Genomic DNA, 24,649 nt, shown 5'->3' on the forward strand with positions numbered 1-24,649 from the left:
CGCTTCGCTCCCGGCGCCGGTAGGCTGTCGTGCCGTGACCGAGCAGCCCCAGCCCGCGACCACCGCCGAGCGCCGCACCCGGCTCCTCGCCGCGGCGGCGGTGTCGCTGCGCGGGCTCTCCGACATCACCGACCCGCTGGGCGCACTGTTCGCCGACGCCGGTCACGAGCTGTATCTCGTCGGCGGCTCGGTGCGCGACGCCGTCCTCGGCCGCCTGGGCACCGACCTCGACTTCACCACTGACGCCCGACCCGAGAAAGTTCAGGAACTGTTGTCCGGCTGGGCGGACACCATCTGGGACACCGGTATCGAGTTCGGCACGATCAGCGCGCGCCGCAAAGACCTGATCCTCGAGATCACCACCTACCGCGCCGAGAAGTACGACGGCGTCGGTCGCAACCCCGAGGTCACCTTCGGCGAGTCCATCGATGACGACCTCGTGCGCCGCGACTTCACGATCAATGCGATGGCCGTGCGTATCGGCCGCGGGGGCGCCGAGGAATTCCACGACCCCCTCGACGGATTGTCGGCCGCACTCGCCGGGATCATCGACACCCCCGCGACCCCGCAGGAGTCCTTCGGCGACGACCCGCTGCGCATGCTGCGTGCGGTGCGTTTCGTTTCCCAGCTCGGTTTCGGTGTCGCACCCCGCGTCTCCGCCGCGATCACCGATATGGCCGAACAGATCGATCGCATCACCCCCGAACGTGTCCGAGTCGAACTCGACAAGATGATCACCGGTGCACATCCCCTCGAGGCCATCGAGCTGATGGTCGGCACCGGACTGGCCGAGCGTGTTCTTCCCGAGGTGCCGGGGATGCGTCTGACCATCGACGAGCATCACCAGCACAAAGACGTCTACCAGCACTCGCTGACAGTCCTGCGTCAGGCCATCGACCTCGAGGACGGCGATCCCGATCTGGTCCTGCGCTGGGCGGCGCTGCTACACGACATCGGCAAACCAGCTACCCGACGCCACGAATCGGGCGGCGGCGTGAGCTTTCACCACCATGAGGTGGTCGGCGCCAAGATGGTCCGAAAACGTATGCGCGCGTTAAAGTATCCGAAGGCCGTCGTCGAAGACGTAGCGTCGTTGGTGTTCCTGCACCTGCGCTTTCACGGTTACGGCGACGGCGCCTGGACCGATTCCGCTGTCCGCCGCTACATCACTGACGCCGGGCCGCTGCTGGATCGTCTGCACAAACTCGTGCGCGCCGACTGCACCACCCGCAACAAGCGACGGGCCCGACGCCTGCAACAGAACTACGACGACCTCGAACGCCGCATCGACGGACTGCGCGCCGCCGAGGATCTCGCCCGTGTCCGGCCCGACCTCGATGGCAACGCGATCATGGAGCTGCTGGGTCTGCCCCCGGGGCCGCTGGTCGGGGAGGCGTGGCGATACCTCAAGGAGTTGCGCCTCGACCGCGGGCCACTGGCACGTGATGAGGCGGAGGAGGCACTTCGTGAATGGTGGGCCGCGCACGTCGCCGACCGCTGATCACCACACACCGCCGTTCGCGGCGACGTTCTCCGAGGAGGCCGTCGGATTCCGCACGGCCGTGACGTCGAGGTTCGCCTGGTGACGGTGTCCCACAAGAACGTCGGTCGCCTTCGTAGACCCGTCTACTCGTTCCCACCTTGCTTGCCGTGGCCGGTGCGGCATCGCACCTGCGTCGGCTCTGCGCGCACAGCACTGCGCGTCACGCTCACGCGAGTACACGGCGGTGATCAGTACCCCATGATCCGCAGGGCGTCGGCGAGTTGGTCGAGGTCCTCGCGGCGCACATCGAGGTGAGGGCTGATCCGCAGCACCCCCTGGTCCCCGGCCAGCGGTGCGCGCCACGATTCGGCGGCGGTGACCAGGATTCCGAGCTCGTTGAACAACCGATCGCGAGCAGCCCGGAGGTCGGCGTCCTGCCACCCCGGCGGCGGTGCGAGGGTCACCAGCGCCGACGGCTCGTCGACGGGTTCGCACACCACCCAGCTGCCGATCCCGTCGAGGCGTTCGCGGGTCGCGCGGCCGATCGCCGCGAGCTCGCGGAAGACTCGTTGCTGGCCGATCCGTTGTAGCTCGGCCACCGCGACACCCAGCCCCAACCGGCCCGCGAGGAACGCCTCCGAACTTTCGATCTCGACGGTTCGCAACGAGTCCCGGCGCACCGCGAGAAAGCCAACCCCGCGCGGCCCGGTCAGCCACTTGCGGCTGGTGCCGTAGACGATGTCGGCGCCGGTGACGGTCGGGACGTGGCCCACCGACTGCGCCATGTCGACGACGACGGGCACCTGTGCCGCATGGGCGATCTCGACGATTCGCGCCACCGGCTGCACCACCCCCGACATCGACCCGATGTGGCAGATGTGGATGAAGTCGGGCTGCTCGAACTGCAGCATGTTCTCGAGCGCATCGAGGTCGATGTGCCCGTCGAGGTCGTCGGGCAGTGGCCGCACCGCATAACCGCGACGTTCGAACTCGACAAGGTTGGGCCCGAACTCGTTCTTGGCGACCCACACCGTGGTCGAGACCGGCAGGCTCCACCCGTTGAGCAGTGCCCGCAATGCCGCCCGCGCACTCTCGCGAAAGGTGATCTCCTCGGCGGTGTGTCCGATCAGTGACGCGAGATCCCTTGTGTCTCTGGCAAATTCTTCGGCTTGATCATCTGCGGCCACATAGGACCCACGCTCGGCCTCACGCCACAGGTGCGCCGAGATGGTCCCGATGACGGCGTTGGACGACCGACCCGCCGATGCCGAATCGAGATGGGAGATCGCCGGCGACAATCGCGCCCGGTGGAACTGCTCGCCGAGAACGCTGACGTACATACCCGTTGAACCTACCGTGTGGGTACTAGCCGCGACCATCGACCGTCGAGGGAACCGTGCCGCCGGCCCGTGCGTCCAATACCCCATGGATCCTGTCCTGGAGTACGTGTTCGGCAATGGCGACTCCGAGCCCACGCACTGGCACACCCGCGCCGACACCGATAGCGACGCCGACGGTGCGCTCGACGCGATCGCGCTCGACTTCGACGGCGACGGTCGTTGCGACGATCTGCTCATCGACACCGACGCCGACGGCATCGCCGACCTCGCGGCCCTCGACCTTGACGACGACGCCACCGTGGAGCATCACTATCGCGACTCGGGAAACGGGATCTGGGGTGTCGCCGTCGCGACACGGGAGGCGCCGCCCGCGCCGCACACCCCCGGCACTCGCACCCCGGCCACCCCCGTGCCTGCGGGTCCCGCTCCCACCGGCACCCGGGTCCAGGCGCACGACCTCGACGGCGACGGCATCCCCGACATCGAGATCTTCCTCGACGCAGGGGCGATCCGAAGGCTCTACGTCGACACCAATTCCGACGGTCGCCCCGACCAGGTGCTCATCGACTCCGACGGCGACGGAACCGCCGACGCCGCCTATGCCGAGGGGGAGCTGGGTTTCGGCAGGTGATCGTCGGGGACCGGCGCCGGTGAGTAGTAGTGGCGAGCGGGATGCACGCCGCGGACGACCACCACTCCGACGAGATAGAGCGCGCACCCGATCAGCACGAGCGGCAGCGAGCGGCCGTCCGGGGAGATGGTCACCGCGGCGATCACCATCGCGATGACGTAGGCGAGGTTGAACAAGGCGTCCTGCACGGAGAAGACCTGTCCGCGCACGGAGTCGGAGATGTCTACTTGCATGGCGACGTCGCCGCACAACTTGGTGGTCTGTCCGACCAATCCGAGTACGACGGCGGCCACACAGAAGCCGGGGATCGTGAACGTCAGCAGCAGCACCTGGGCCAGCGCGCCGAGCAGCAGCATGAGCATGAGCGTGGCGCGTCGGCCGTAGCGGTCGACGAGGATGGGTGTGGTCACCGCGGCGGCGAAGGCGCCGGTCGCCACGCATCCGAGGACCAGGCTGATCCGGCTCAGTCCGTCACCGCCGCCGTGCACATGCCGGGCGAAGACAAACAACATCAGGGTGTTCAGACCGAAAGCCAACCGGTGTAACCCGATCGCCGACAGCGCTGCCGACGCCGGACGGCATCCGGCGATCGCCCGCGCGCCGTGTAGGAAGCCGCCGGCCACCGCGTGCGCAGCCGAGTGCCCCATGTCATCGGGGCGGTCGGGTCCGAGCTGACGGGCCGGAAAACCATGTGCGATAAGGCCGGCGACGAGCGCAAGCACCCCACCGATCAGCGTCGTCTCCGCGCTACCGACGTTGTCGTTGCCGACGAGGGCGCGCATTCCGAGCGCGAGACCCGCACCGACCGACAACATCGCCCCGCCGAGTGTGGTGAACAGCGCGTTGGTCGCGACGATGACTTCGCGATGCGCCACGTGCGGCAGCGCCGCCGACAGCCCCGACGCCACGAAACGGCTGGCCCCGGTGACCGCGAGGGCGCTGATCAGCACCAGGGTGTCGGAACTGCCGGTACTGATCGCGATCGCGACCATCACGATCAGCAGGGCGCGCAGGACGTTGGCCCACAGCAGGACATTGCGCCGATCCCACCGGTCCAGCAGCGCTCCGGCAAACGGACCGATCACCGAATAGGGCACCAAAAGCACCGCAAAACCGAGCGCCGCGGCGAGCGGATCGGCATGGCGTTCGGGATTGAACAGTACGCCACCGATGAGCGCGGCCTGGAAGACACCATCGGTGAATTGACTGGTCAGCCGCACGGCGAGTAGCCGGCCCAGACCGGCTGAGTGGCTCAGCGAACGGGTAAAGATCCTCCACGAGGACGCACCTTTGGGCACCGTGGAATTCACGTACCCACATTACCGACCGAGTCGATGTCTCATGCGATGATGGTGGTCGTGGACGGCGGTGACAGCGCAGACGATCTCACCCCCGACCGGCCCGAGCGCGGCGTCGGCGGTGACGGCGGAGCCGCGGATGCGGCACGAGACATCGAGTCGGCCAACAGCATTCGGGCCGGCACACTCTTGCTCGCGTCCAGCGAACTGCTCGAGCCGACTTTTGCGCGCACCGTGATCTATGTGATCGAGCACAATGACGCGGGCAGTCTCGGAGTGGTCCTCAACCGGGTGAGCCAGACCGCGGTCCACAACGTGATGCCGACGTGGACCGATCTGGCTGCACAACCGCGTGCGCTGTTCGTCGGCGGCCCGGTCAAACCGGATTCGGCTCTATGTCTCGGCGTTGTCCGGCACGGTGCCGACATCTCCGGGATTGACCAGATCCGGCCGGTCAGTGGCCGCGTCGCCCTCATCGACCTCGACGCCGATCCCGAGCTGATCGGGCCGGTACTCGAGGGCCTTCGCATCTTTGCCGGATACGCCGGCTGGGGGATCGGTCAGCTCGACGCGGAGATGGTCCAGGACAGCTGGATGTTGGCCTCGGCGCTCCCGCGCGACATCCTTGCCCCGTCGACTACCGACATCTGGTCCGACGTACTGCGCCGCCAACCATGGCCGTTGCCGCTGTTGGCCACTCACCCTGGCGACGTCATGGGGAACTGAGCGCCGACCCCCGGTGGGGCGATCCCAACGGACCGGTGACACGCCTCATAGGTCTTGCTAGGCTCTCGACCGGTCACATCTCACGGGGGGACGGCGATGCGGGTACGGGAAATTCAGATGCGGGGAATCGTCGTTGCGGCGGTCATCGCGATTGTCGCGCTGCTGACCGGCCCGACTCTGGGAGCGGCCGGGACGGCGCACGCGGCCACCGGTCCCGACGGCGGAGCTCCGGCCGAGCGGTGGCTCGCCTCGCATGACGGTCGGCAGCCCTACGCCGACGTCAACACCCAGTGGGATGTCCCTATCCGCATGAGTGACGGCACCATCCTGCGCGCCAACGTCTACCGCCCGGCCAACGCGGCCCGGATACCGACGACGGCCAAGACGCCGGTCATCGTGACCATGACGCCTTACACCAAACTGGTCTCCGCGATCACCGCGGCCGCGTTGGCCAACCCGGTGCTGGCGCCGCTGGCCGTCCAGGTGGCCTCGGCGATCAACCTGTCGGGCACCCCGATCGATGGCATCAACGACGTCGCGCACTTGATCCGTGATCAGGGACTGCGCACCTTCTCCGTCGACTTCGATCTCGTGCGTAGCGGCTATACGGTGGTGGTCGTCGACGTCCGCGGAACTGGCTTCTCCCAAGGGGATTGGGACGTCTTCCAACAACGGGAGCAGCAGGACTCCGTCGAGGTCATCGACTGGGCTGCCAGGCAGAAATGGTCCGACGGCAAGGTCGGCATGTCCGGCGTCTCGTACTCGGCGATCAACCAGATCCAGGCAGCCAACAAACGTCCCGAAGCCCTCAAGGCGATCTTCCCGGTCGAACCAGGCGGCGACCTGATCCGCGACATCGTCGCACCGGGCGGCGCGCTCGGCGTCGGATTCCTGCCGCTGTGGCTAACCCTGGTCAATTCCACCAAGCTGGTCCCCAACGTCGCCTCGATGCTCAACGGCACCTTCGACTGGACGTGGCTGGCCGACCGTGTGCGAGACCCGTTCACCTTCTTCCCGCAACTCATCCAGGCGCTGACCGTGCCGAACATCGCGTCGATCCCACCCCAGCTACGCGATCTGCTGAGCCCGGATTCCGGTCCGCGTACGGCGTGGCAGGACCACGCCGACACGATCACCACCCCGACGCTCATCTACGGCGGATGGTTCGATCTGTTCACCAACTCCGAGGTCGCGATGTACAACAAGATCCCGCTCGCGCCCGGACGTAAGCAGTTGATCATGGGCGACGGTTACCATCTCACGATCGGCGGTGGGCAGGGCCGGCCGGGTACGCCACCGCGTCTCGACGTGCTGCAGAAGGCGTGGTTCGACAAGTGGCTCAAGGGAATCGACAACGGGATCGACCGCTACGGCCCGGTGAACCTCAAGCAGGTCGGGGACCGGTGGATCACCGCCTCCCAATTCCCCCGCGCGGGCATGACCCGTCAGCGCCTCTACCTGGGTGATCGGCGCTCGGGCACCGCCCCGTATGCACTGGGCGACGGCAGTCTGGGCAGCGGCGTCCCGGCGACCCGCTCCCGGATGACCGTGGCGCCGGGCCTGGCGACGCTGTGTTCGCGCGACTCGGCACAGCAGATGGCCGGCCTGACCGCGATCTTCCCCGACTGCGCCGACGACGCACGGATCTCCGAACGCAACGCGCTGAGTTTCACCAGCGCGCCGATGACCACCACCCGCAGCGTCAGCGGCTACAGCAACGTGCATCTGAACACCGTGCTCGACGCCCCGGACGGTTACTGGACCGCGACACTCAACGACGTCGCCCCGGACGGCACGTCCAAGGTCATCAGCTCCGGGCAGGTGGTCGCGTCGCTGCGCGAATATGACCGTAGCCGTTCGCAGTTCGCGCCCAACGGGGATGTGATCGAGCCCTTCTACACGCTCAGCCTCGACACCCGCCAGCCCGTGACGCCGGGTAGGCCGCTCAGCGTCGACATCGGACTCCTGCCGACGGAGGCACTGATCGGCAAGGGCCACCGGCTGCGGATCGACGTGTTCGCGATGAACCTGCCTCGCGGGCTCCCGCTGCGGCCGCTGCTCAACGATTCTGGGCTTCGGCCCCAGCACATCGAGCTGGATCCGAGTAGCCCCAGCTTCGTGAACCTGCCCCTGTCGGCACCCCTGTGAGAAACCCCCTGGACGGTTCATCGTTACGGTGACGTGGTGCAGACCTTCGCCGACTGGCTCACCGGGGTCATCGAGTCGGTGCCCTCCTGGGCGGTCTATCTGATCGCGGCGGGCATCGTCTACCTCGAGACGGCCCTGCTGATTGCCGGTCTGGTGATGCCGAGCGAGGCGGTGCTGCTCGCGGCCGGCGTCGCGGCAGCGGTCGGCTCCACCAACATCGCTTGGCTGGTGGTCATCGTGGTGCTGTGCGCGGTCGCCGGGGATGCGACCGGATATTGGTTGGGCCGGCTCGGTGGGCAGCGGCTCAAGGAGTCGGGGCTCGGGCGCCGAATCGGCGAGCAACGCTGGCACAACGCCCAGCAGCGTCTGGAACGATCCGGTCTGCTCGTCGTCGGTACCGGCCGCTGGGTCGGGTACGTGCGGACGATCGTGCCGAGGGTGGCGGGTATCAGTCGGATGAGTGTCGTGCGGTTCGGTATCGCTGATGCGATCGGCGCACTGACGTGGGCGTCGGCGGTGTTGCTGGCCGGCTATTTTGCCGGCGCGGTGCTCGGTGCGACGATCCTGCTCTACGCCGTGATCGCCCTCGGCGGTGTGGTCGCGGTCTTCTACGGTGTCAGCTGGACGGTGCGCCGCTGGCATCGCGGTGACATCGGCTAAAGCTGTTCCCCGGAGGAAGGGCGAATACAGCCTCCACCGATCCGGCGGGAGACGCGTGGAATCCGGGTCGGTGGCCCTCTCCGGTGTAAGCTGTATTCGTACGCGACGCTCTCAGCCCGGTTCCGACTCGGATTCGGCGGCGCCGAGGGCGGCGGCCGCGCGGCCGTAACGGGTGGCCAACCACGAGCACATGATCAGTTGAATTTGGTGAAAGATCATGAGCGGCAACACGATCAGGCCCACCACGGACCCGCTGAACAACACCGTCGCCATCGGCAGACCGGTCGCGAGGCTTTTCTTGGTGCCGCAGAACTGGACGGCGATGGCATCCTCGCGATGGAAGCCGAGCCGTCGTGGCAGCCATCCGGTCAGCCACAGCATGAAAGCGACGAGCACGATCGCGACGACTGCCATTGCCACCACCTGCCACACCCCGACGATCGACCAGATGCCGTTGCGCACACCCTCGCTGAACGCGGCGTAGACCACGAGCACGATCGACCCGCGATCCACGTACTTCGTCGGCTCGGCGAATCGCTTCAGGATCGGCGTCACTAATGGTCGGCACAGCTGGCCGAGGATGAACGGCACCAGGATCTCCAGCAGGATCTCGAGGACCTGCGAGCCGGTGATGTGCACACCGTTGGTGCTCGACATGAGCACCACGACCAGCACCGGGGTGAGGACGACGCCGAGCAGGTTCGACGCCGACGCACTCACGATCGCGCCCGCGACGTTGCCCCGGGCCATCGAGGTGAACGCGATCGACGACTGCACCGTCGACGGCACCAGGCACAGATACAGCAACCCCGACGTGAGGTCGTCACCGATCACCGGCCGCAGCAGCGGTTGCAGCGCGAGCCCGATCAGCGGGAACACCACGAAGGTGAAGGCCAGGATGATCAGGTGCAGGCGCCAGTGCGTCAGTCCCTCGAGTGCCTGCCGGGGGTGAAGCCGGGCGCCGTAGAGGAAGAACAGGAAGCCGATGGCGACCACGACGACCCAGTCGAGGACGTCGGCGAATTCGCCACGGGCGGGCAGGACGGCCGCGACGACGACCGCTGTGAGGATCGCGAGGATGAACCCGTCGATCGGCGAGCGGCTCAGCAGGGAGCGCATGCGAATCGCTCAGCGCTGGGCGGTGTCGGCGGCCGGTTCGGACGCGCATACTCCGCGCAGCGTGCACGATGCACAGCTCGATTCGCCACACTCGCCGGCCGGGCCCCGCGCGTCGGATCTCGCCGAACCCGCGGCGGGGGCGGCGTGGTCATGGGAGCCGGCATCGGCCGAGCAGCACGAACAGCCCGAGTCGTCGTCGGGGTCGACCGCCCAGCGTGCCGCGCGCACGCCGTAACCACTGACCGCGCCGACCACCAACAGCGCGGCCAACAGGGCACCGACGGCGAACAGGAACGACCACGTGCCGCCGACACCGAGCGTCAGCAGGCCGCCGGCGATCAGGATCGCCGCAGCGCCGAGGGTGCCGGGGGCGGCCACCTTGTTGGCCAGCGCGAAGGCTTCGTCGGAGACCAGTGTCTCCGGTGCGCGGACGCCGAGCCACCGGTTGCGTTGCAGCGTGCCGCGCAGACCGGCGACCCCGACCACGACCCACACGAGGGCCAGGACGAACACGCAGACGGCGGCGACGACGGACAGAACGCTCACCCGACCACCATACGAGCTGGGGCAGGCAGGGGCGAAACTAGCCCGCGGACTCCGGATGCGAGTGGGACGAGTGCCGCTGCAGTGTGCCTCGGGCCACCATTTACGCTGGTGGGGTGACTTCAGCGGATACCTCGACCTCACCGGCCCAGGGCACCCATCGCTACACAGCTGAATTGGCGGGACAGATCGAGCAGCGCTGGCAGCGGAACTGGTCCGACCGGCACGCCTTCGAGGCGCCGAACCCGGTCGGACCGCTCGCCGGTGATCTCAGCGCCTTCGGTGGCGGCGCTCCCGACTCGCCGGAGAAGGTCTTCGTCCAGGACATGTTCCCGTATCCCTCGGGTGCGGGTCTGCACGTCGGACACCCCTTGGGGTTCATCGCCAGCGACGTGTTCGCCCGGTATCAGCGGATGATTGGCCGCAACGTCCTGCACACGATGGGTTTCGACTCCTTCGGCCTGCCCGCCGAGCAGTACGCGGTGCAGACCGGTACCCATCCGCGTACCACCACCGAGGCCAACATCGAGCGCTACCTCGGGCAGATCCGTCGGCTCGGGCTCGGTCATGACGAACGGCGACGCGTGGCCACTACCGACGTGGACTTCTATCGCTGGACGCAGTGGATCTTTCTGCAGATCTACAACGCCTTCTACGACGCCGAGCAGCGCAAGGCGCGGCCGGTCTCCGAGCTGATCGCCGAATTCGATTCAGGTGCACGTACTCTCGATGGTGGCGGCAAGTTCAACGGACGTGTGTGGGCTGATTTGTCACCGGTGGAGCGCAACGAGGTCGTCGACTCTTATCGACTGGTCTATCAAAGTGATTCGCTGGTCAACTGGTGCCCCGGGCTGGGTACGGTGCTCGCCAACGAGGAGGTCACCGCCGACGGCCGCAGCGACCGCGGCAACTTCCCGGTGTTCCGTAAGCACTTGCGGCAGTGGATGATGCGAATCACCGCCTACTCCGATCGCCTGCTCGACGACCTCGACGACCTGGATTGGCCGGAGAAGGTCAAGACCATGCAGCGCAACTGGATCGGGCGTTCGCGGGGCGCGCAGGTCCGCTTTGCCGCGGGCGGTACGACGATCGAGGTTTTCACCACCCGGCCCGACACGTTGTTCGGCGCTACCTACATGGTGCTCTCGCCCGAGCATCCGCTGGTCGATGAGCTCACCGCCGATGCCTGGCCCGCCGGCACCGATCCCCGATGGACCGGTGGCGGTGCCGGCACCCCGGCCGCCGCGATCACGGCCTACCGCACCGCGATCGCCGCCAAGTCCGATCTCGAGCGGCAGGAGAACAAGGAGAAGACCGGCGTCTTCACCGGCACCTACGCCACCAATCCCGTGGACGGGCGCGAGATCCCGGTGTTCATCGCCGATTACGTGCTGATGGGCTACGGTACCGGGGCGATCATGGCGGTGCCCGCTCACGACGGTCGTGACTATGAGTTCGCCACCGTCTTCGGCCTGCCCATCCTGGAGGTCATCGGATCCGAGCAGGGGGTGGCCACCGAGCCGTTCGTCGGCGATGGGCCGCTGGTCAATTCCGGTTTCCTCGACGGCTTGCGCGTCGAGGCGGCCAAGGCCGCGATCATCGCGTGGCTCGAGGAGCGCGGCGCCGGCGCCGGCACCATCCAGTACAAGCTGCGCGACTGGCTCTTCGCCCGCCAGCGGTATTGGGGCGAACCGTTCCCGATCGTCTACGACGCAGCCGGTCAGGCCCACGCGTTGCCGGAATCGATGCTGCCGGTGGAACTCCCGGAAGTCGACGACTACGCGCCGGTGTCCTTCGACCCGGAGGACGCCGGATCCGAGCCGTCGCCGCCGCTGGCCAAGGCGACCGAGTGGATGACCGTCGAACTCGATCTCGGTGACGGTCTGCAGACCTACACCCGCGACGCCAACGTGATGCCGCAGTGGGCGGGCAGCTCGTGGTATCAGCTGCGCTACATTGATCCCACCAACGACGAGTCGTTGTGCGCCAAGGAGAACGAGGCCTACTGGATGGGCCCGCGACCGGCTTTGCACGGGCCGAACGATCCCGGCGGCCTCGACCTCTACATCGGTGGCGTCGAGCATGCCGTGCTGCACCTGCTGTACTCGCGCTTCTGGCACAAGGTCCTCTTCGACCTCGGTTATGTGACCAGCCGCGAGCCGTACCGAAAGCTGTTCAATCAGGGCATGATCCAGGCCTACGCTTACACCGACTCGCGCGGCATCTACGTGCCCGCCGAGGAGGTGACCGAGCGTGACGGGAAGTTCTTCTACAACGGCGACGAGGTCTCCCAGGAATACGGGAAGATGGGGAAGTCGCTGAAGAATTCGGTGACCCCCGATGACATCGCCGCCGACTACGGCGCCGACACCCTGCGTCTCTACGAGATGTACATGGGGCCGCTCGACCAGTCTCGCCCGTGGGCCACCAAAGATGTTGTGGGACTTCAGCGATTCCTGCAGCGGGTGTGGCGTCTGGTGGTCGACGAGGAGACCGGCGCGGTGCGGGTCACCGACGCCGAGCTCGATGACGTGACGAAGCGGTTGCTGCACACGACGATCGCCGAGGTGCGAGAGGAGTTCGCCGGGCTGCGCTTCAACATCGCGGTGGCGGCGCTGATCAAACTCACCAATCACCTCACCAAGCAGTTTGAGGGTGGTGCCCCGCGCGCCGCCGTGGAGCCGCTGGTCACCATGCTCGCCCCGCTGGCACCGCACATCGCCGAGGAACTCTGGCACCGGCTGGGCCACGGTGAATTGTTGGTGCGGGGGCCCTTCCCGGAGGCCGACCCGCGGTGGCTCGTCGCCGACTCCGTCGAGATCGCCGTGCAGGTGAAGGGAAAGGTCAAGAGCCGCATCACCGTTGCCGCCGATGCCGACGAGGCGACGCTGCGTGAGGTGGCGCTGGCCGATGAGAAGATCCTCGCCCTCCTCGACGGGGAGCCCCGTAAGGTGATCATCGTGCCCGGGCGGTTGGTCAACATCGTTCCATGAGCCGAGTCTCGGATGATCTCGGGCAGGAGCCGAGTCAGGCGTGCGAGGGCATCGTCGTTGCGTCGGTAGGGTGACCACTGGCCGATAGTGGTGCAGTGCGGGAGATCATGAGCGACGCGGGCCTGCCGCGCGCGCCACCGCATGGGCGGCGACAACCCCCGTCGGCTGCCGACGAAGTCATCAACATCCGGGTCCGCTCTCATGGCATTGCCTGAGGTGACCGCCGCCAAATAGCGGGTATGGCATGCGATGGTCGCCGCGTACGGACTGGAGCCCATCCCGTGCGCGGACGTGTCGTCTCCTCTTGGCAATGCGACGATGTGGTGTTGGGCTGGGACTTCGACGTGATTGCCGATACCTACCTCCGAGATCCGGCCGCTACCTCCAAGATCCGGTGGCCCGGATTCCATGACGAGATCGAGACCGACGTGATGGGCACCAGGATTTTCGTGCAACTCCGGGAGCGGAGACTCCAGGAGTACCTCGGTGTGCTCAGGCGGCACCCGCACCATGAGGCCACCGCGGGAGTTCGCGGCCAACGCCCTCGTGGCGGTGAGGAGCAAAGCGACAGCACCGAACATCGGCTTCGCGTCCACACGTGGTCTCACCGCGGAGCGACGCGCGGATCCGAAAGGCGAGTCCACCGTGGTAGGTCAACCCTCGAGGGTAGAAATCGCCTTGCGGGAACATGGGCTGGACAGCAACTTACCTATGAGTAAGATAGCCCGCATGGCGATCAACCTGGAGCTCCCGAAGAAGTACGATTCGGCGGTCGAGCAGGCCCACCTCGCGGCCGAGCACATCTTCCGACCGGTCTCGCGCAAATACGACAAGGCCGAGCACGAATACCCCAAGGAACTCGACGACCTGGGTGCACTCGCCAAGAAGGCGCGCGAGGCGGCCAAGCAGTCGGACAAGTCGGGTGACACCGATGCCGATGCGGGCACCGTCAACGGTGCCAACATCCGCGGTGTGCTGCACGGCGTCGAGATGGGGTGGGGTGACGTCGCCCTGATGCTATCCATCCCGTATCAGGGCCTGGGCAACGCGGCGATCTCCGCGGTCGCCACGCCGGAACAGCTCGAGAAGTTCTCCGGTGTCTGGGCGGCAATGGCGATCACCGAACCGAGCTTCGGCTCCGACTCGGCGGCGGTATCGACGACGGCCACACGTGACGGAGACGATTACGTCATCAACGGCGAGAAGATCTTCGTGACCGCCGGATCCCGTGCCGACCACGTCGTGGTCTGGGCCACCGTCGACAAGAGTGCCGGTCGCGCCGCGATCAAGAGCTTCGTCGTGCCCCTCGACGCCGACGGCGTGAGCGTGGTGCGTCTCGAGCACAAGCTGGGCATCAAGGCCTCCGACACCGCGGTCCTGCGGTTCGAGAACGCGCGTGTGCCCGCCGAAAACCTGCTCGGCTCACCGGAAGTGGAGACCAAGAAGGCCTTCGCCGGGGTCATGCAGACCTTCGACAACACCCGCCCGGTGGTCGCCGCGATGGCCGTGGGACTCGGCCGGGCCGCGCTCGAAGAACTGCGCAGCCTGCTCGGCGACGCCGGCCACACCATCGACTACGATGCCCCCGCGGCCACCCAGCATGCCGCGGTCGCCGAGTTCATCCGGCTCGAATCCGATTGGGAGGCTTCCTGGTTGCTCGCGGTCCGGGCGGCCTGGATGGCCGACAACAAGGAGCCCAACTCCACCGAGGCGTCGATGTCGAAGGCCAAGGCGGGCCGCACCGTCACCGACATCACCAACAAGGCGGTGGAACTCGGTGCGACCGCGGCATTTTCGGAGACCATGCTGCTCGAGAAGTGGGCGCGCGACGCCAAGATCCTCGACATCTTCGAGGGCACACAGCAGATCCAGCAGCTGATCATCGCCCGCCGAATCCTCGGGAAGTCCAGCGCCGACCTCAAATAACCGTCGAGTCCATCGGTTACCGCGGTCGATGACCGGAAAGCTCAGCGCAGCAGACGTGTCCGCAGCCGATCCTCGCGGGCCAGGCGCGCGGAGTCGCGTTCCCGCCGTGCTGCCATGACCGCCGCGAGGACGTCCTCCGTCGGCGCCTGCGGCGGGGGAGCGGGCGCGACGAATGGCGCGATCGCGAAGATCAGACGCTCGGCGAGAGCTGAGCGCGCCGCCGGACTGTAGGCCTCGCGACGAGTGAGGAACTGCCGTACCGACACCGCCAACGGGTCCGGGAGAGCGGCGATGTCGGCAGCCCTCGCCCACGGGACCAGGGCCGGCGGCATCGGAATCGGTTCGGGCAGTGAGATCGTGAAGCGTTCGCGGATCACGTAGGTGCCTGCGACGAGATCGCCGATGCGCTTGTTGCGGCGGTTCACCGCCGCGCAGATCATTGCCGGGACGCCGAAGAACGTGTAGATCTCGACCACGCCGATCATCGCCCGGGTCAGGGCGTGGCGGAATCGGATCGGCCCGGCGTCGTCGCGGACGGTCCGTAGCCCGAGTATCACGTGCCCAAGGGTTTTCCCACGCGTCAGTGTCTCCCACGTCGTCGGCACCGTGGCGAATGCGATCACCGTCGACACCGTGAGGCAGGCGCCGAACAACGCGTCGTCGACGTCATAGGCCAGCTTGAACGACAGATAGACGCCGAGGATCAACACAAGGTAACCGAGGATCAGATCGATCACCCCGGACAGAATGCGCAGCCCGAACGAGGCGGCCGGCAAGTCGAGGGCGACCGCCTCACCCGACACCTGATCGTCGCGTCCGACGCCGACCGTGCCGAGGCCGCCCCGACCCCAGGTGACCGGCGGATACGGCCGCACCGAATAGGGCATCTGCTGCGGATACATGCGCCACACTCTAGGGCACCACGCCGGCTGCGGTGTCGATCAACCGGTTCACACGGGTACTCCACGATGGCTCGGCGTTCTAAGCTGTCCAGGTGGATCTCGATGCCTACGTGAGTGACAAGCGGCCGACCTGGGAGCGGCTCGAGCAGCTCACCAAGCGCCGCCGGCTCTCCGGGGCGGAGGCCGACGAACTGATCGACACCTACCAGCGGGTCGCCACGCACCTCTCGGTCATCCGGTCCACCGCTCCCGACGCGTCCCTCGTCGGGTACCTCTCTGCGTTGTTGGCCAAGGCGCGGACCCGATCTGCGGGTGTCAAGGAAAGCAGTTGGACGATCGTCGGTCGCTACTTCGGACGGACGTTCCCCGCGGCGTTGTATGCGACGCGCTGGTGGTGGCTCAGTGTCTTGATCGTGTCGTTCGTCGGAATGTTCGCGATGACCTGGTGGTTCCTGGATCATCCCAGCACCGAGACCGCGTTCGGCAGTCCGGCCGAGATCCAACGACTCGTCGACAACGATTTCGCGAACTATTACACCGAGAACGCCGCGACGTCGTTCGCGCTGCGGGTGTGGACTAACAACTTCTGGCTCGCCGCCACCTGTATCGCGTTCGGTGTCTTCGGTTTTCCGATCGTGATGGTGGTGTGGAGCAACATCCTCAACGTCGCGGTCACCGCCTCGATCATGATCCGCCACGGTCGCGCCGACGTGTTCTTCGGTTTGATCACCCCGCACGGACTACTGGAGATGACCTGCCTGTTCGTCTCCGCCGGAGTAGGTCTACGGGTCTTCTGGTCGTGGATTGCGCCCGGCGCGAGAACACGAATGCAGTCGCTGGCCGAGCAGGGGCGCGCGGCGATCGGTGTTGCGTTGGGACTGGTTGTCCTGCTGCTGATCACCGGGCTCATCGAGGCATTCGTGACACCGTCGGGGCTGCCCACGTGGGCACGTGTCGGGATCGGCGTGTTCGTCTGGGTGGGATTCTTCGTCTACGTGTTCACCGCCGGCCGGTGGGCCTACAACGACGGAGAGCGCGGCGATATCCCCGATCCGGACCGCGGCGACGCAGTGCCCGTAGCGGCCTGAGCGCAAGTGCCCTGAGCTGAAGTGCCCCCCGACCTGAAGAGTCGTGGCCGGGGATGGCGTGGGCCAGTCCCGGCCCTACCGCGTGCGTGAGGGCTGCTGGCGGCTGACGGCACCGGCCGAGTGCGGCGCGTGGCAACGGGTTTGGTCCGGGTCGAGTGTTGGTCGGGTGGAACAACCGGGTGCCTAGACCGACGCTGTCGTGGGGTGCACCTCGTTGACTCGCTTCGTCCAAGTCGCGAATCAGTCCCCCGTGTTTCCGCCGTCCCGGTTACTTTTCGAGGCCCGGCGTGTGCTGTTGGCGGGTTGGTGTCGGTAGCTGCTGCTTGGCGCCTGCGGGGGCCTCAGCGACGGCCCGGTGGTCGTTGCGGGGGCGGTCGCTGATGGCGAGCAGGGCAGCGACACTGGGCCGGGTGGCCTCGGTGTCGGTGGTGATGGTGGTGTCGTCCTCGGCGCCGCGGGCCAGCAGGGCTGCGGTTTCGCGGGCGCTTTGGCGGCGTTGTTCCATCATGGCGCGCATGCCCTCGACGGTGTCGTAGCCGTAGTCTCCGAGCATTTGCGGAGTGGGGTTGAGCATGAGGCTCCAGCTTGGTTCGCGGCCGTCGAGAGCCATGCGTTCGACGCGGGCGTCGTTGGCGGCGCGGTCGGCAGCTTCGCGGAGTTCGCGTTGCGGGGTGGTCCCGGACGCCACGCGATGATCGTGTGTAGGACGCGAGTAGCGATGGTTCTCAACCAGATTGGGTTTCCTGACCGCCACGAGGGTAGCGAACGGGCCGGGTTGGGGAGCGCGCCGACTGGTTCAGAGCAGACCGCGCGACTTGAGGGTGAGGTAGTGATCGGCGAGCGCCGCCGGCAGGTCTGCCGGGTCTGCATCGACCACATCGACGCCCAGGCGCGACACGGCCGATCCGGTGCGTCCGCGTAGCGCCAGGGTGCGGGCGGCAGCGGCGGCGTCGTAGATCTCTGCTGCGTCATCGCGCCGACCTGCCATTGCGGCGAGCTGCGGGTCACGGACTGATCCGATCACCACGCGGTACCGCTGGGTCAGCACCGACAGTGGTGCCAGCATCGACTCCTCGATGGCGGCCGGTTCCAGGGGCGTCAACAATACGAGTAGTGCCCGTTGCCGGGTCAATGCGCTCACCTCGGCGGCCAGCAGTGGCCAATCCGCCTCCAGTAGAGCGGGTTCCAACGTTGTCATCGCGTTGACCAGGTCGCCGAGCACGGTGGTGCGGGAGGCGCCGACCACGCGCCGGTGGACGACGCGATCACCGGCGATCAGATCGACGCGATCACCGGCATGCGCCGCGAGGGCGGCCAGCAGCAGGGCCGCGTCCATTGCCGCATCGAGACGCGGAGAATCTCCGATGCGGCCCGCCGAGGTGCGCGAGGTGTCCAGCACGATCACGATGTGGCGGTCCTTCTCGGGCTGCCAGGTTCGCACCACCGTCGACCGGCGCCGAGCGGTGGCGCGCCAGTCGATGCTGCGCACGTCGTCGCCGTCGACGTAATCACGCAGCGAGTCGAATTCGGTGCCCTGCCCACGAATCCGCACTGCCGAGCGGCCGTCGAGCTGACGGAGCCGGGCGAGTCGGGACGGCAACAACTTTCGGGAGTCGAACGGTGGAAGGGCACGGATGGACCCGGGTACGATATGGCCCGATTGCCGCCCGGCCAGTCCGAGCGGTCCCATTCGCCGTACCGTCACCCGATGCGTGAGCCGATCTCCCCGGCGGGTGGGCCGCAGCGCGGTCACCAGTTGTTGCTGCTCGCCGGGAGCCAGCGACACCGCGTGCACCACGTTCGCCGCGCCTGCCGACGGCTGCCACGAATCGTTGATCCGCGCGTGGAATCGGCGGGCGGTCACGTTGTACGCCATCAGAACTGAGCTCCCGGACTCGCCGAGGCGGATAGGCGCCGACGGAAGCCGGTAGAGCCGCAGGGTTCTGGTGGATCCGGCGGCGACAACATCGACGACCATGAGAATCACGCATCCCAGAACCCATAGCAGGGCCACCCAATAGCGTGGGTAGGCGATCACCGGGATTGCACCCGCTACCACGAGCGCGAAGAAGCGGCCGGTGAGCACCATCAGCGCGGCACGGGAACCGAGGCGATGGCTGCGTCGAGGACCGCCGCCACCGACACGCCTTCGAGCTCCGCCTCCGGTCGTAGCGACAGACGATGTGCCAGCGTCGATTGGGCCAGCGCCTTGACGTCATCTGGTGTGACGAAGTCCCGTCCGCCCAGCCATGCCCACGCCCGGCTGGTGGACAACAGTGCGGTGGCGCCGCGCGGGCTGACCCCGAGTGCAAGTGACGGTGAGTTCCGGGTGGCCCGGGCGAGGTCGACGATGTACGCCGCCACCTGCGGGGCCACCGCAACGTGCCGCACGGCATCGGCGGCCGCGACGATGTCGGCGCCGGAGGCCACCGGTTGCAGCCCGGCCGCGCCGAGATCCTTCGGGTCGAATCCGGCGGCATGTCGTGCGAGCACCGTTATTTCATCGTCACGTGGTGGGACGGGAAGGGTCACCTTGAGCAAAAAGCGATCGAGCTGCGCTTCGGGCAGCGGATAGGTGCCCTCGTACTCGACGGGATTCTGGGTCGCGGCCACCAGAAACGGGTCGGGAAGCGGGCGGGGCACACCGTCGACCGAGACCTGCCGCTCCTCCATCGCCTCCAGCAGCGACGCTTGTGTCTTCGGTGGAGTTCGATTGATCTCATCTGCCAGAAGGAGATTGGTGAACACCGGTCCGGGACGGAAGCTGAACTCGGAGGTAGCGTTGTCGAAGATCAGCGAGCCGGTGACGTCACCGGGCATCAGATCTGGGGTGAACTGCACGCGCTTGGTGTCGACCGATAGCGCTGCCGCGACCGAACGCACCAGCAACGTCTTCGCCACGCCCGGAACACCTTCGAGAAGGATGTGGCCACGGCATAGCAGTGCGATGAGGATGCCGGCGACGGCCGGATCCTGACCGACGACGGCTTTGGCGACCTCGCCGCGCACCGCGCTCAACGCGGCACGCAGATCACGCGTAGGCGTGTAGGCGGGGGAGTACGTGGAAGCGGCGTGTGTCTCGGGATTCATGGTCTGCGGAGGACTTCCTTGTCGAGGGCGGTCAGGGCGTCGGTGAACCGAACCAGGTCGGGATCGGTAGTGGGCAGCGGGCCGGCGAGTAGAGCGCTCACCTGCGCCGGGTCCCGGCCGGTGACGTCGGCGACGGCGGAGATGATCGCAGCCAGCGCGGGATCGGTCGATGACGTGTGGAGATCCGGTGCGCCGAGAGTGTCGAGAGCACGGCCGGGGTCGTACGGCAGCCCTAGATACCCGGCGATCCCGGCGATGGTGTGCACACGCAGCACGGCCGCCGCCCGGTCGGCGGCGCCGGCCCGCCGGTACATGCGGCCTCGGGACCGGGTGGTCTCGATGGCTTTGACGACGGCGGGTAACGGCTCGGTCGCCAGCGGACCGAAGCGTCGTCCCCGCCAGAGGATCAGGACAAGCACGGCGAAGAACGCCAGCAGGAACATCGGCCCGACGGCCCGTGGGAACACCGATGCAGAGCTGCCGGTGTTCGAATCCTGATCCGACACCTTGTCATCGCGTTGCGGGACGTACCAGAGAACACGATCGGTGGTGGCCATGGTGCGTATCGCGACGCCGGAGTTGTCGTAGCGCGCCAGATTCTGGTTGAGGGTCATCGGGGCGGTCATCGCCACCACCGAAAGCCCACCCGGCTCGGCGGCCACAGTGACCAGGTTGGCGCCGCTGCCCTGTCCGCGTGAGAAGCACTGGGTGACCCCGGTCGCCGTATTCACTGCCCCGACAAAGCCGGTACTCGGATCGGAGGTGACCACGTCGGTGGGGGAGATGCCCTCGAGGGTGCAGTTGGCCTTGCTCACCGGGAGAAGGCTTGCGCCGTAGGCGGTGCTGACCTGCGAGGTGAAGGCAGCAAGCAACGGGTACGTCGGATTGATCAGGACCACCCGATGCGCCGAGCGCACCCGATCGTAGACGGCTTCGGCGACATCGGCGGAGATCACCGCCTGGCCGCTGATGACCACGGTGGTGTCGGCACCGGGGGCCGACGTCGCACGCAGGCTGTCGAGACCGCGGACGACCGAGACGTTCACGCCGTGGTCGTCGATGATGGACGCGAGCGCGCTCGTTCCGTCGGAGCCACGGTTGCCGGGATCGAGCGGGGTGGTGTTCGACGAGCGGCTCCCGGCTGCGGAAACCAGGGCGAGCACCGCGAGTACAAGGACCACCGCGACGACGACACCGCCGACCACCCACCACACCCAACGGCCCGATCGTGTCCGTCTGGTTTCGGCAGCGCCCAGGCTCGAATACGGCGTCCCGCCGGTCTTCTCGAGTGTCGGCGTGGGGTTCGGCGCGCTCATCGTGGCACCGCATAGGCTTCTTCGGCGCCGACTCCGCTCTCCGCGGACGGTCGTGCCGAACGCAGCTCGGCGTCGAGGGCCAGCAGTCGCCGCGCCTCCTCGGCGGTCGCCGATGCCTGGCCGTAGGCGACGCGGTCGAACAGGTCGGCGGCCGCGCCCAGATCGGCTGCATGGTCGGCGAACACCGGGCGCAGTCGGGTCACAACCTCGTGCGCAGTCAACGACGGCAGGTCATCGAGCACGGTGCGCTCGATGCAGCGTCGGGTCAGAGCGCGCATGGCGTAGACGACGGCACCGTTCGTGTCTCCTTCTGCGAGCAACGATTCGGACCGGGCGCGCAAGGTGCGCGCCGATGACGGATCGTCGGACAGGACACTGCGGTCGACCTCGGCAGCGGCGGTCCGCGGGGTGCGGTGCATGAATCTGATGCCGTAGATCAGCAGGGCAACCACCACGACTGCCGCGATGATCGCGATGATGCCCGGTACGGTCTTGCCCGCACCCACCACGTCGAGCAGGCGATCAGTGATCCAGCGCCCGATGTCGTCGAAGAGCCGGTCGGCGGCGCTGGGTCCTGAACCCCGCGAATCCGACCACGCATCGCGGGCCCACTGGCGAGCCTCGTCGTTGCCCGGCGTCAAGCCGTCGGCCAGCACGGTCAGCGCGGCGCCCACGGCGTACCCCCTCCGGACAAGGACTGGTTCAGTTCGATATCGAAGCCCTCCGTGCGGATTCGGGCATCGACATGCATCAGTGCCGTTGCCACCGCGATCAGCGTCTGTATGAGTGCTGCGACGAGCGTCGCCGCCACGATGGCGATTACACCGCCGAGCACTCCACCGCTGAGGCCGGTCACCGCATCGACGACCTGCGACAGCACGAACTCGATGACCACGGTGATGAGGTTCAGCAGCAGGACCACAGCAAAGTAGCGGCCGAACGATCGCCGGGTCAGTGTGACCGAACGCGCCAGGGCCGCAACGGGACCCAGACCCTCGACGGCAGCCGCGGGCACCGTCAGCGACATCCGGATGTAGAGCCACGAGTACGCGAGCACCAGCACCGCGGTGACGATCAGCACGGCGACGAACGTGGCGACGCCCACCGAATCGAGACCGAGTTCGATCACAACGACGGCAGGAGTGAGGCAGACAAGCGTCACCAGCCCGAGAAGTGCTGTGCCGCCGAGGATTCGCCAAATGGATCCGCGCATGAATCGCCACGATTCGACCCACCCCGAGCGGGCACCCACGACATCACGCGCGACCGGGTAGGCCACCAGCCCGGCGAGCATCCATCGCCCGACCCACGCGGCGTCGGACACCGCATCGGGCCCGCCGGCCAGCCATGCTCGTACATCGAAGAGTCCCGCGTCGCTCACCAACCGAACAACGACCAGGACCAGCAGGCCGCCAACCGTGGCGACCGCACTGACCACCGCCGACCACCCGAAGTAGACGCGCGGATTACCGAAGACCGCCGCGAACGTCCCGCTGATCAGATCACCGACGTTCAGCGGACGCAGCGCGATGATGCCCGGCTTGTGCGTCGGCGGGGGACCCACGTGGCGTGGCACATACCGGGGATTCTGCGGGGCGACGACACCCGGCTGCCCGCCGACCGCAGTCCCCCACTGGGGGCCGGTGATCGGCGGAGGCGGTGGTGTCGGCGTCCACTGGTCGACCGCTCCGAATGGCGCGGGCCACTCGTAGCCCGCTCGCTCCGCTCCCGGCGCCGGTGGATCGTAGCCCGCTCGCTCCGCTCCCGGCGCCGGTGGATCGTAGCCCGCTCGCTCCGCTCCCGGCGCCACCCACCCCGAGTGCCCTGAGCCGTCTCCCGGTGGCTGGCTCATGGGGCTCCCTCGACGAACCGATGATCGCGTCCGCGCCGTTGTCGGACACACAAGTGTGAACCTATCAAATTCGCGATGTTCGATGCCGTGCGGACAGCTGTGGGTATCAGTTGTCCGGATGACAGAAGAACCCATTCGGGCGTTGCCCGCCGCTGCTATCGTCGAACGAGAACACGTTCTAATTTCTGGAAACAGAGGGGATACTCGATGAGCGTCGAGCAGGACAGCAATGCGCAGGACTCCGACAGGGCGCACGCCCAGATCGCCGAGGTCGTCGAGAAATACATCGACTTCCTGACCAACGGCACGGCCGAACAGATCGCCGACCTCTACGCCCCCGACGCGACCGTCGAGGACCCGATCGGTGCCGACGTTCGCAACACCCGCGAGCAACTCGTCGAGTTCTACTCGATCATCACGAACATGGACGAGCGCACCGCCACGCTCAAGTGGAAGAAGATCGCCGGCGACACCGCGGTCTTCGAGTTCACCCTCGTCACCGGCACCTCCGGCATGCGCTTCGAGATCACCCCGGTCGACATCATGGTCTTCGATGCGGACGGCAAGATCGCCTCGATGCGAGCGGTGTGGCAACCCGGCGATCTCGTCCAGCTCTGAGCCGCAGTCACCTATCGGCGGTCATCGGCCCGTCGGCCGCAGCACGATCTCGGCGGGATGGGCATCAGCAGGCGTCTGGATGGCATGCACGACGGCCGACGCGACGGTCTCCGGCTTGAGGAACTGACCAGGGTCGTACTCCTTGCCCTCGATCGCGATCAGGTCGCGCTGCATGCGGGTGTCGATCCGACCGGGGAAGACCGAGGTGACCCGCAATGACGGTTCCTCGAGGCGTAGCGCGTCGGCGAGCGCGCGCAACCCGAACTTGCTCGCCGCGTAGGCGGCCCAGCCCGGATTGGCGCGCAGGCCCGCACCCGAGTTGATGAAGACGATGTGCCCGCCCGATGCACGCAGCGCCGGGAGCAAGACGCGGGTCAGCTCAGCCGCCGCGATGAGATTGACCTCGAGAAGGTGACGCCATTCGTCGACGGGAGTCTCCCCGACCGGCAACAGACTGCTCCCGACACCCGCGTTGTGCACGAGCACATCCAGCGACGAGATGGTCCGCGCGGCGGCCTCCACCGCCTTGTGATCAGTCAGCTCGACCGCAAACGTCGATGCTCGGTGACTGGTCGGCCCGCTCGCTTCGCTCCCGGCGCCGGGTGAATGCGGCCCGCTCGCTTCGCTCCCGGCGCCGTGTGAATGCGGCCCGCTCGCTTCGCTCCCGGCGCCGGGTGAATGCGGCCCGCTCGCTTCGCTCCCGGCGCCGTCGAGCTGAGCGGCAAGGGCGTCGAGTTCAGCCGACGGACGCCCGCCCAGCAGCAGATCATGGGTCGGGGCGAGTTGACGGGCGATGGCGGCGCCGAGGCCACGACTGGCCCCGGTGATCAATGCGGTGGGCATGAGCCGAGCTTAGAACCGGGCGTCGCATTGTTCGCCGATCCTCATCCGGCGCCGAGGAGCACGACGGGGCAGA

General features: G+C 67.3%; 21 protein-coding genes. 9 read left to right on the forward strand and 12 right to left on the reverse strand.

All coding sequences use genetic code 11. The features are described from left to right. Positions 1-34: 34 nt before the first annotated feature. Positions 35-1,501 carry a CCA tRNA nucleotidyltransferase gene (locus tag EF294_RS06290; RefSeq protein WP_123926942.1) on the forward strand — a complete coding sequence of 489 codons (1,467 nt, stop codon included), beginning with the start codon at positions 35-37 and terminating at the stop codon, positions 1,499-1,501. 230 nt (positions 1,502-1,731) lie between these two features. Here EF294_RS06290 and EF294_RS06295 read toward each other — a convergent pair whose 3' ends face one another. Further along, a complete protein-coding gene (locus EF294_RS06295; protein ID WP_123926945.1) occupies positions 1,732-2,823 on the reverse strand; it encodes an aminotransferase class V-fold PLP-dependent enzyme in 1,092 nt (363 codons plus the stop codon). Positions 2,824-2,908: 85 nt separating this feature from the next. On the opposite strand from EF294_RS06295, the gene EF294_RS06300 reads away from it, so the two are divergent. Continuing rightward, positions 2,909-3,454, forward strand: coding sequence for a hypothetical protein (locus tag EF294_RS06300; RefSeq protein WP_123926949.1), 546 nt, complete (start codon positions 2,909-2,911; stop codon positions 3,452-3,454). Here the strand turns inward: EF294_RS06300 and EF294_RS06305 are convergent. Further along, positions 3,421-4,764 carry an MFS transporter gene (locus EF294_RS06305; RefSeq protein WP_123926952.1) on the reverse strand — a complete coding sequence of 448 codons (1,344 nt, stop codon included), beginning with the start codon at positions 4,762-4,764 and terminating at the stop codon, positions 3,421-3,423. The genes EF294_RS06300 and EF294_RS06305 overlap by 34 nt on opposite strands. 36 nt (positions 4,765-4,800) lie before the next feature. On the opposite strand from EF294_RS06305, the gene EF294_RS06310 reads away from it, so the two are divergent. From EF294_RS06310 to EF294_RS06320, 3 genes are all read left to right on the forward strand, one after another. After that, positions 4,801-5,478 (forward strand): YqgE/AlgH family protein, encoded by a 678-nt coding sequence (locus EF294_RS06310; RefSeq protein WP_123926955.1) that lies wholly within the window; start codon positions 4,801-4,803, stop codon positions 5,476-5,478. A gap of 96 nt (positions 5,479-5,574) precedes the next feature. After that, the gene (locus tag EF294_RS06315; protein ID WP_123926958.1) at positions 5,575-7,626 is read left to right on the forward strand and encodes a CocE/NonD family hydrolase; all 2,052 of its coding nucleotides are present in this window, start codon (positions 5,575-5,577) and stop codon (positions 7,624-7,626) included. Between the two features lie 36 nt (positions 7,627-7,662). Beyond that, on the forward strand, positions 7,663-8,286 hold the full coding sequence (locus tag EF294_RS06320) for a DedA family protein (protein ID WP_123926960.1): 624 nt from the start codon (positions 7,663-7,665) through the stop codon (positions 8,284-8,286). A gap of 111 nt (positions 8,287-8,397) precedes the next feature. On the opposite strand, the gene EF294_RS06325 is transcribed toward EF294_RS06320, so the two are convergent. Together EF294_RS06325 and EF294_RS06330 are read right to left on the reverse strand one after the other, a co-directional pair. Further along, positions 8,398-9,405 (reverse strand): bile acid:sodium symporter family protein, encoded by a 1,008-nt coding sequence (locus EF294_RS06325; protein ID WP_123927010.1) that lies wholly within the window; start codon positions 9,403-9,405, stop codon positions 8,398-8,400. A 9-nt stretch (positions 9,406-9,414) separates the two neighbouring features. Continuing rightward, complete coding sequence (locus tag EF294_RS06330) at positions 9,415-9,951, reverse strand: SdpI family protein (protein WP_123927013.1); 537 nt, start codon at positions 9,949-9,951, stop codon at positions 9,415-9,417. Positions 9,952-10,064: 113 nt separating this feature from the next. Between EF294_RS06330 and leuS the strand changes: the two genes are divergently transcribed. Together leuS and EF294_RS06350 are read left to right on the forward strand one after the other, a co-directional pair. Then, positions 10,065-12,941 (forward strand): leucine--tRNA ligase, encoded by a 2,877-nt coding sequence (gene leuS, locus EF294_RS06335; RefSeq protein ID WP_123927016.1) that lies wholly within the window; start codon positions 10,065-10,067, stop codon positions 12,939-12,941. Positions 12,942-13,670: 729 nt separating this feature from the next. After that, positions 13,671-14,867 (forward strand): acyl-CoA dehydrogenase family protein, encoded by a 1,197-nt coding sequence (locus tag EF294_RS06350; protein WP_123927019.1) that lies wholly within the window; start codon positions 13,671-13,673, stop codon positions 14,865-14,867. 41 nt (positions 14,868-14,908) lie between these two features. On the opposite strand, the gene EF294_RS06355 is transcribed toward EF294_RS06350, so the two are convergent. Continuing rightward, entirely contained in the window at positions 14,909-15,778 is an 870-nt protein-coding gene (locus EF294_RS06355) for an RDD family protein (protein ID WP_123927022.1), read from the reverse strand. An 83-nt stretch (positions 15,779-15,861) separates the two neighbouring features. Here EF294_RS06355 and EF294_RS06360 point away from each other — a divergent pair, with 83 nt between their 5' ends. Next, the gene (locus EF294_RS06360) at positions 15,862-16,857 is read left to right on the forward strand and encodes a stage II sporulation protein M (protein WP_123927025.1); all 996 of its coding nucleotides are present in this window, start codon (positions 15,862-15,864) and stop codon (positions 16,855-16,857) included. A gap of 268 nt (positions 16,858-17,125) precedes the next feature. Here EF294_RS06360 and EF294_RS06365 read toward each other — a convergent pair whose 3' ends face one another. From EF294_RS06365 to EF294_RS06390, 6 genes are all read right to left on the reverse strand, one after another. After that, a complete protein-coding gene (locus tag EF294_RS06365; RefSeq protein ID WP_123927028.1) occupies positions 17,126-17,545 on the reverse strand; it encodes a hypothetical protein in 420 nt (139 codons plus the stop codon). A gap of 108 nt (positions 17,546-17,653) precedes the next feature. Further along, on the reverse strand, positions 17,654-18,946 hold the full coding sequence (locus tag EF294_RS06370; protein ID WP_123927031.1) for a DUF58 domain-containing protein: 1,293 nt from the start codon (positions 18,944-18,946) through the stop codon (positions 17,654-17,656). Further along, a complete protein-coding gene (locus tag EF294_RS06375; RefSeq protein WP_123927035.1) occupies positions 18,946-19,947 on the reverse strand; it encodes an AAA family ATPase in 1,002 nt (333 codons plus the stop codon). The genes EF294_RS06370 and EF294_RS06375 overlap by 1 nt, the downstream gene beginning before the upstream one ends. Beyond that, positions 19,944-21,263, reverse strand: a complete 1,320-nt coding sequence (locus tag EF294_RS06380; protein WP_246007717.1) for a DUF4350 domain-containing protein — start codon at positions 21,261-21,263, stop codon at positions 19,944-19,946. The genes EF294_RS06375 and EF294_RS06380 overlap by 4 nt, the downstream gene beginning before the upstream one ends. After that, entirely contained in the window at positions 21,260-21,937 is a 678-nt protein-coding gene (locus EF294_RS06385) for a DUF4129 domain-containing protein (protein ID WP_123927038.1), read from the reverse strand. Before EF294_RS06385 ends, EF294_RS06380 begins: the two co-directional genes overlap by 4 nt. Next, entirely contained in the window at positions 21,922-23,115 is a 1,194-nt protein-coding gene (locus tag EF294_RS06390) for a hypothetical protein (protein WP_246007718.1), read from the reverse strand. The genes EF294_RS06385 and EF294_RS06390 overlap by 16 nt, the downstream gene beginning before the upstream one ends. A 207-nt stretch (positions 23,116-23,322) precedes the next feature. Here EF294_RS06390 and EF294_RS06400 point away from each other — a divergent pair, with 207 nt between their 5' ends. After that, positions 23,323-23,733: a nuclear transport factor 2 family protein gene (locus tag EF294_RS06400; protein WP_246007719.1), complete on the forward strand. Its 411-nt coding sequence runs from the start codon at positions 23,323-23,325 to the stop codon at positions 23,731-23,733. Positions 23,734-23,754: 21 nt separating this feature from the next. Here EF294_RS06400 and EF294_RS06405 read toward each other — a convergent pair whose 3' ends face one another. After that, complete coding sequence (locus EF294_RS06405; protein WP_246007720.1) at positions 23,755-24,576, reverse strand: SDR family oxidoreductase; 822 nt, start codon at positions 24,574-24,576, stop codon at positions 23,755-23,757. Positions 24,577-24,649 lie beyond the last annotated feature (73 nt).

It is taken from the genome of Gordonia oryzae (assembly GCF_003797185.1).
GTDB lineage: Bacteria > Actinomycetota > Actinomycetes > Mycobacteriales > Mycobacteriaceae > Gordonia > Gordonia oryzae.

What these genes read in the sequence shown, in the direction of transcription:
- EF294_RS06380 (WP_246007717.1), bottom strand. Translation starts at nt 21,263, where the DNA reads ATGAGCGCGCCGAACCCCACGCCGACACTCGAGAAGACCGGCGGGACG.
- EF294_RS06405 (WP_246007720.1), bottom strand. Translation starts at nt 24,576, where the DNA reads ATGCCCACCGCATTGATCACCGGGGCCAGTCGTGGCCTCGGCGCCGCC.
- EF294_RS06375 (WP_123927035.1), bottom strand. Translation starts at nt 19,947, where the DNA reads ATGAATCCCGAGACACACGCCGCTTCCACGTACTCCCCCGCCTACACG.
- EF294_RS06300 (WP_123926949.1), top strand. Translation starts at nt 2,909, where the DNA reads ATGGATCCTGTCCTGGAGTACGTGTTCGGCAATGGCGACTCCGAGCCC.
- EF294_RS06315 (WP_123926958.1), top strand. Translation starts at nt 5,575, where the DNA reads ATGCGGGTACGGGAAATTCAGATGCGGGGAATCGTCGTTGCGGCGGTC.
- EF294_RS06325 (WP_123927010.1), bottom strand. Translation starts at nt 9,405, where the DNA reads ATGCGCTCCCTGCTGAGCCGCTCGCCGATCGACGGGTTCATCCTCGCG.
- EF294_RS06370 (WP_123927031.1), bottom strand. Translation starts at nt 18,946, where the DNA reads ATGGTGCTCACCGGCCGCTTCTTCGCGCTCGTGGTAGCGGGTGCAATC.
- EF294_RS06390 (WP_246007718.1), bottom strand. Translation starts at nt 23,115, where the DNA reads ATGAGCCAGCCACCGGGAGACGGCTCAGGGCACTCGGGGTGGGTGGCG.
- EF294_RS06350 (WP_123927019.1), top strand. Translation starts at nt 13,671, where the DNA reads ATGGCGATCAACCTGGAGCTCCCGAAGAAGTACGATTCGGCGGTCGAG.
- EF294_RS06295 (WP_123926945.1), bottom strand. Translation starts at nt 2,823, where the DNA reads ATGTACGTCAGCGTTCTCGGCGAGCAGTTCCACCGGGCGCGATTGTCG.
- EF294_RS06400 (WP_246007719.1), top strand. Translation starts at nt 23,323, where the DNA reads ATGAGCGTCGAGCAGGACAGCAATGCGCAGGACTCCGACAGGGCGCAC.
- EF294_RS06310 (WP_123926955.1), top strand. Translation starts at nt 4,801, where the DNA reads ATGATGGTGGTCGTGGACGGCGGTGACAGCGCAGACGATCTCACCCCC.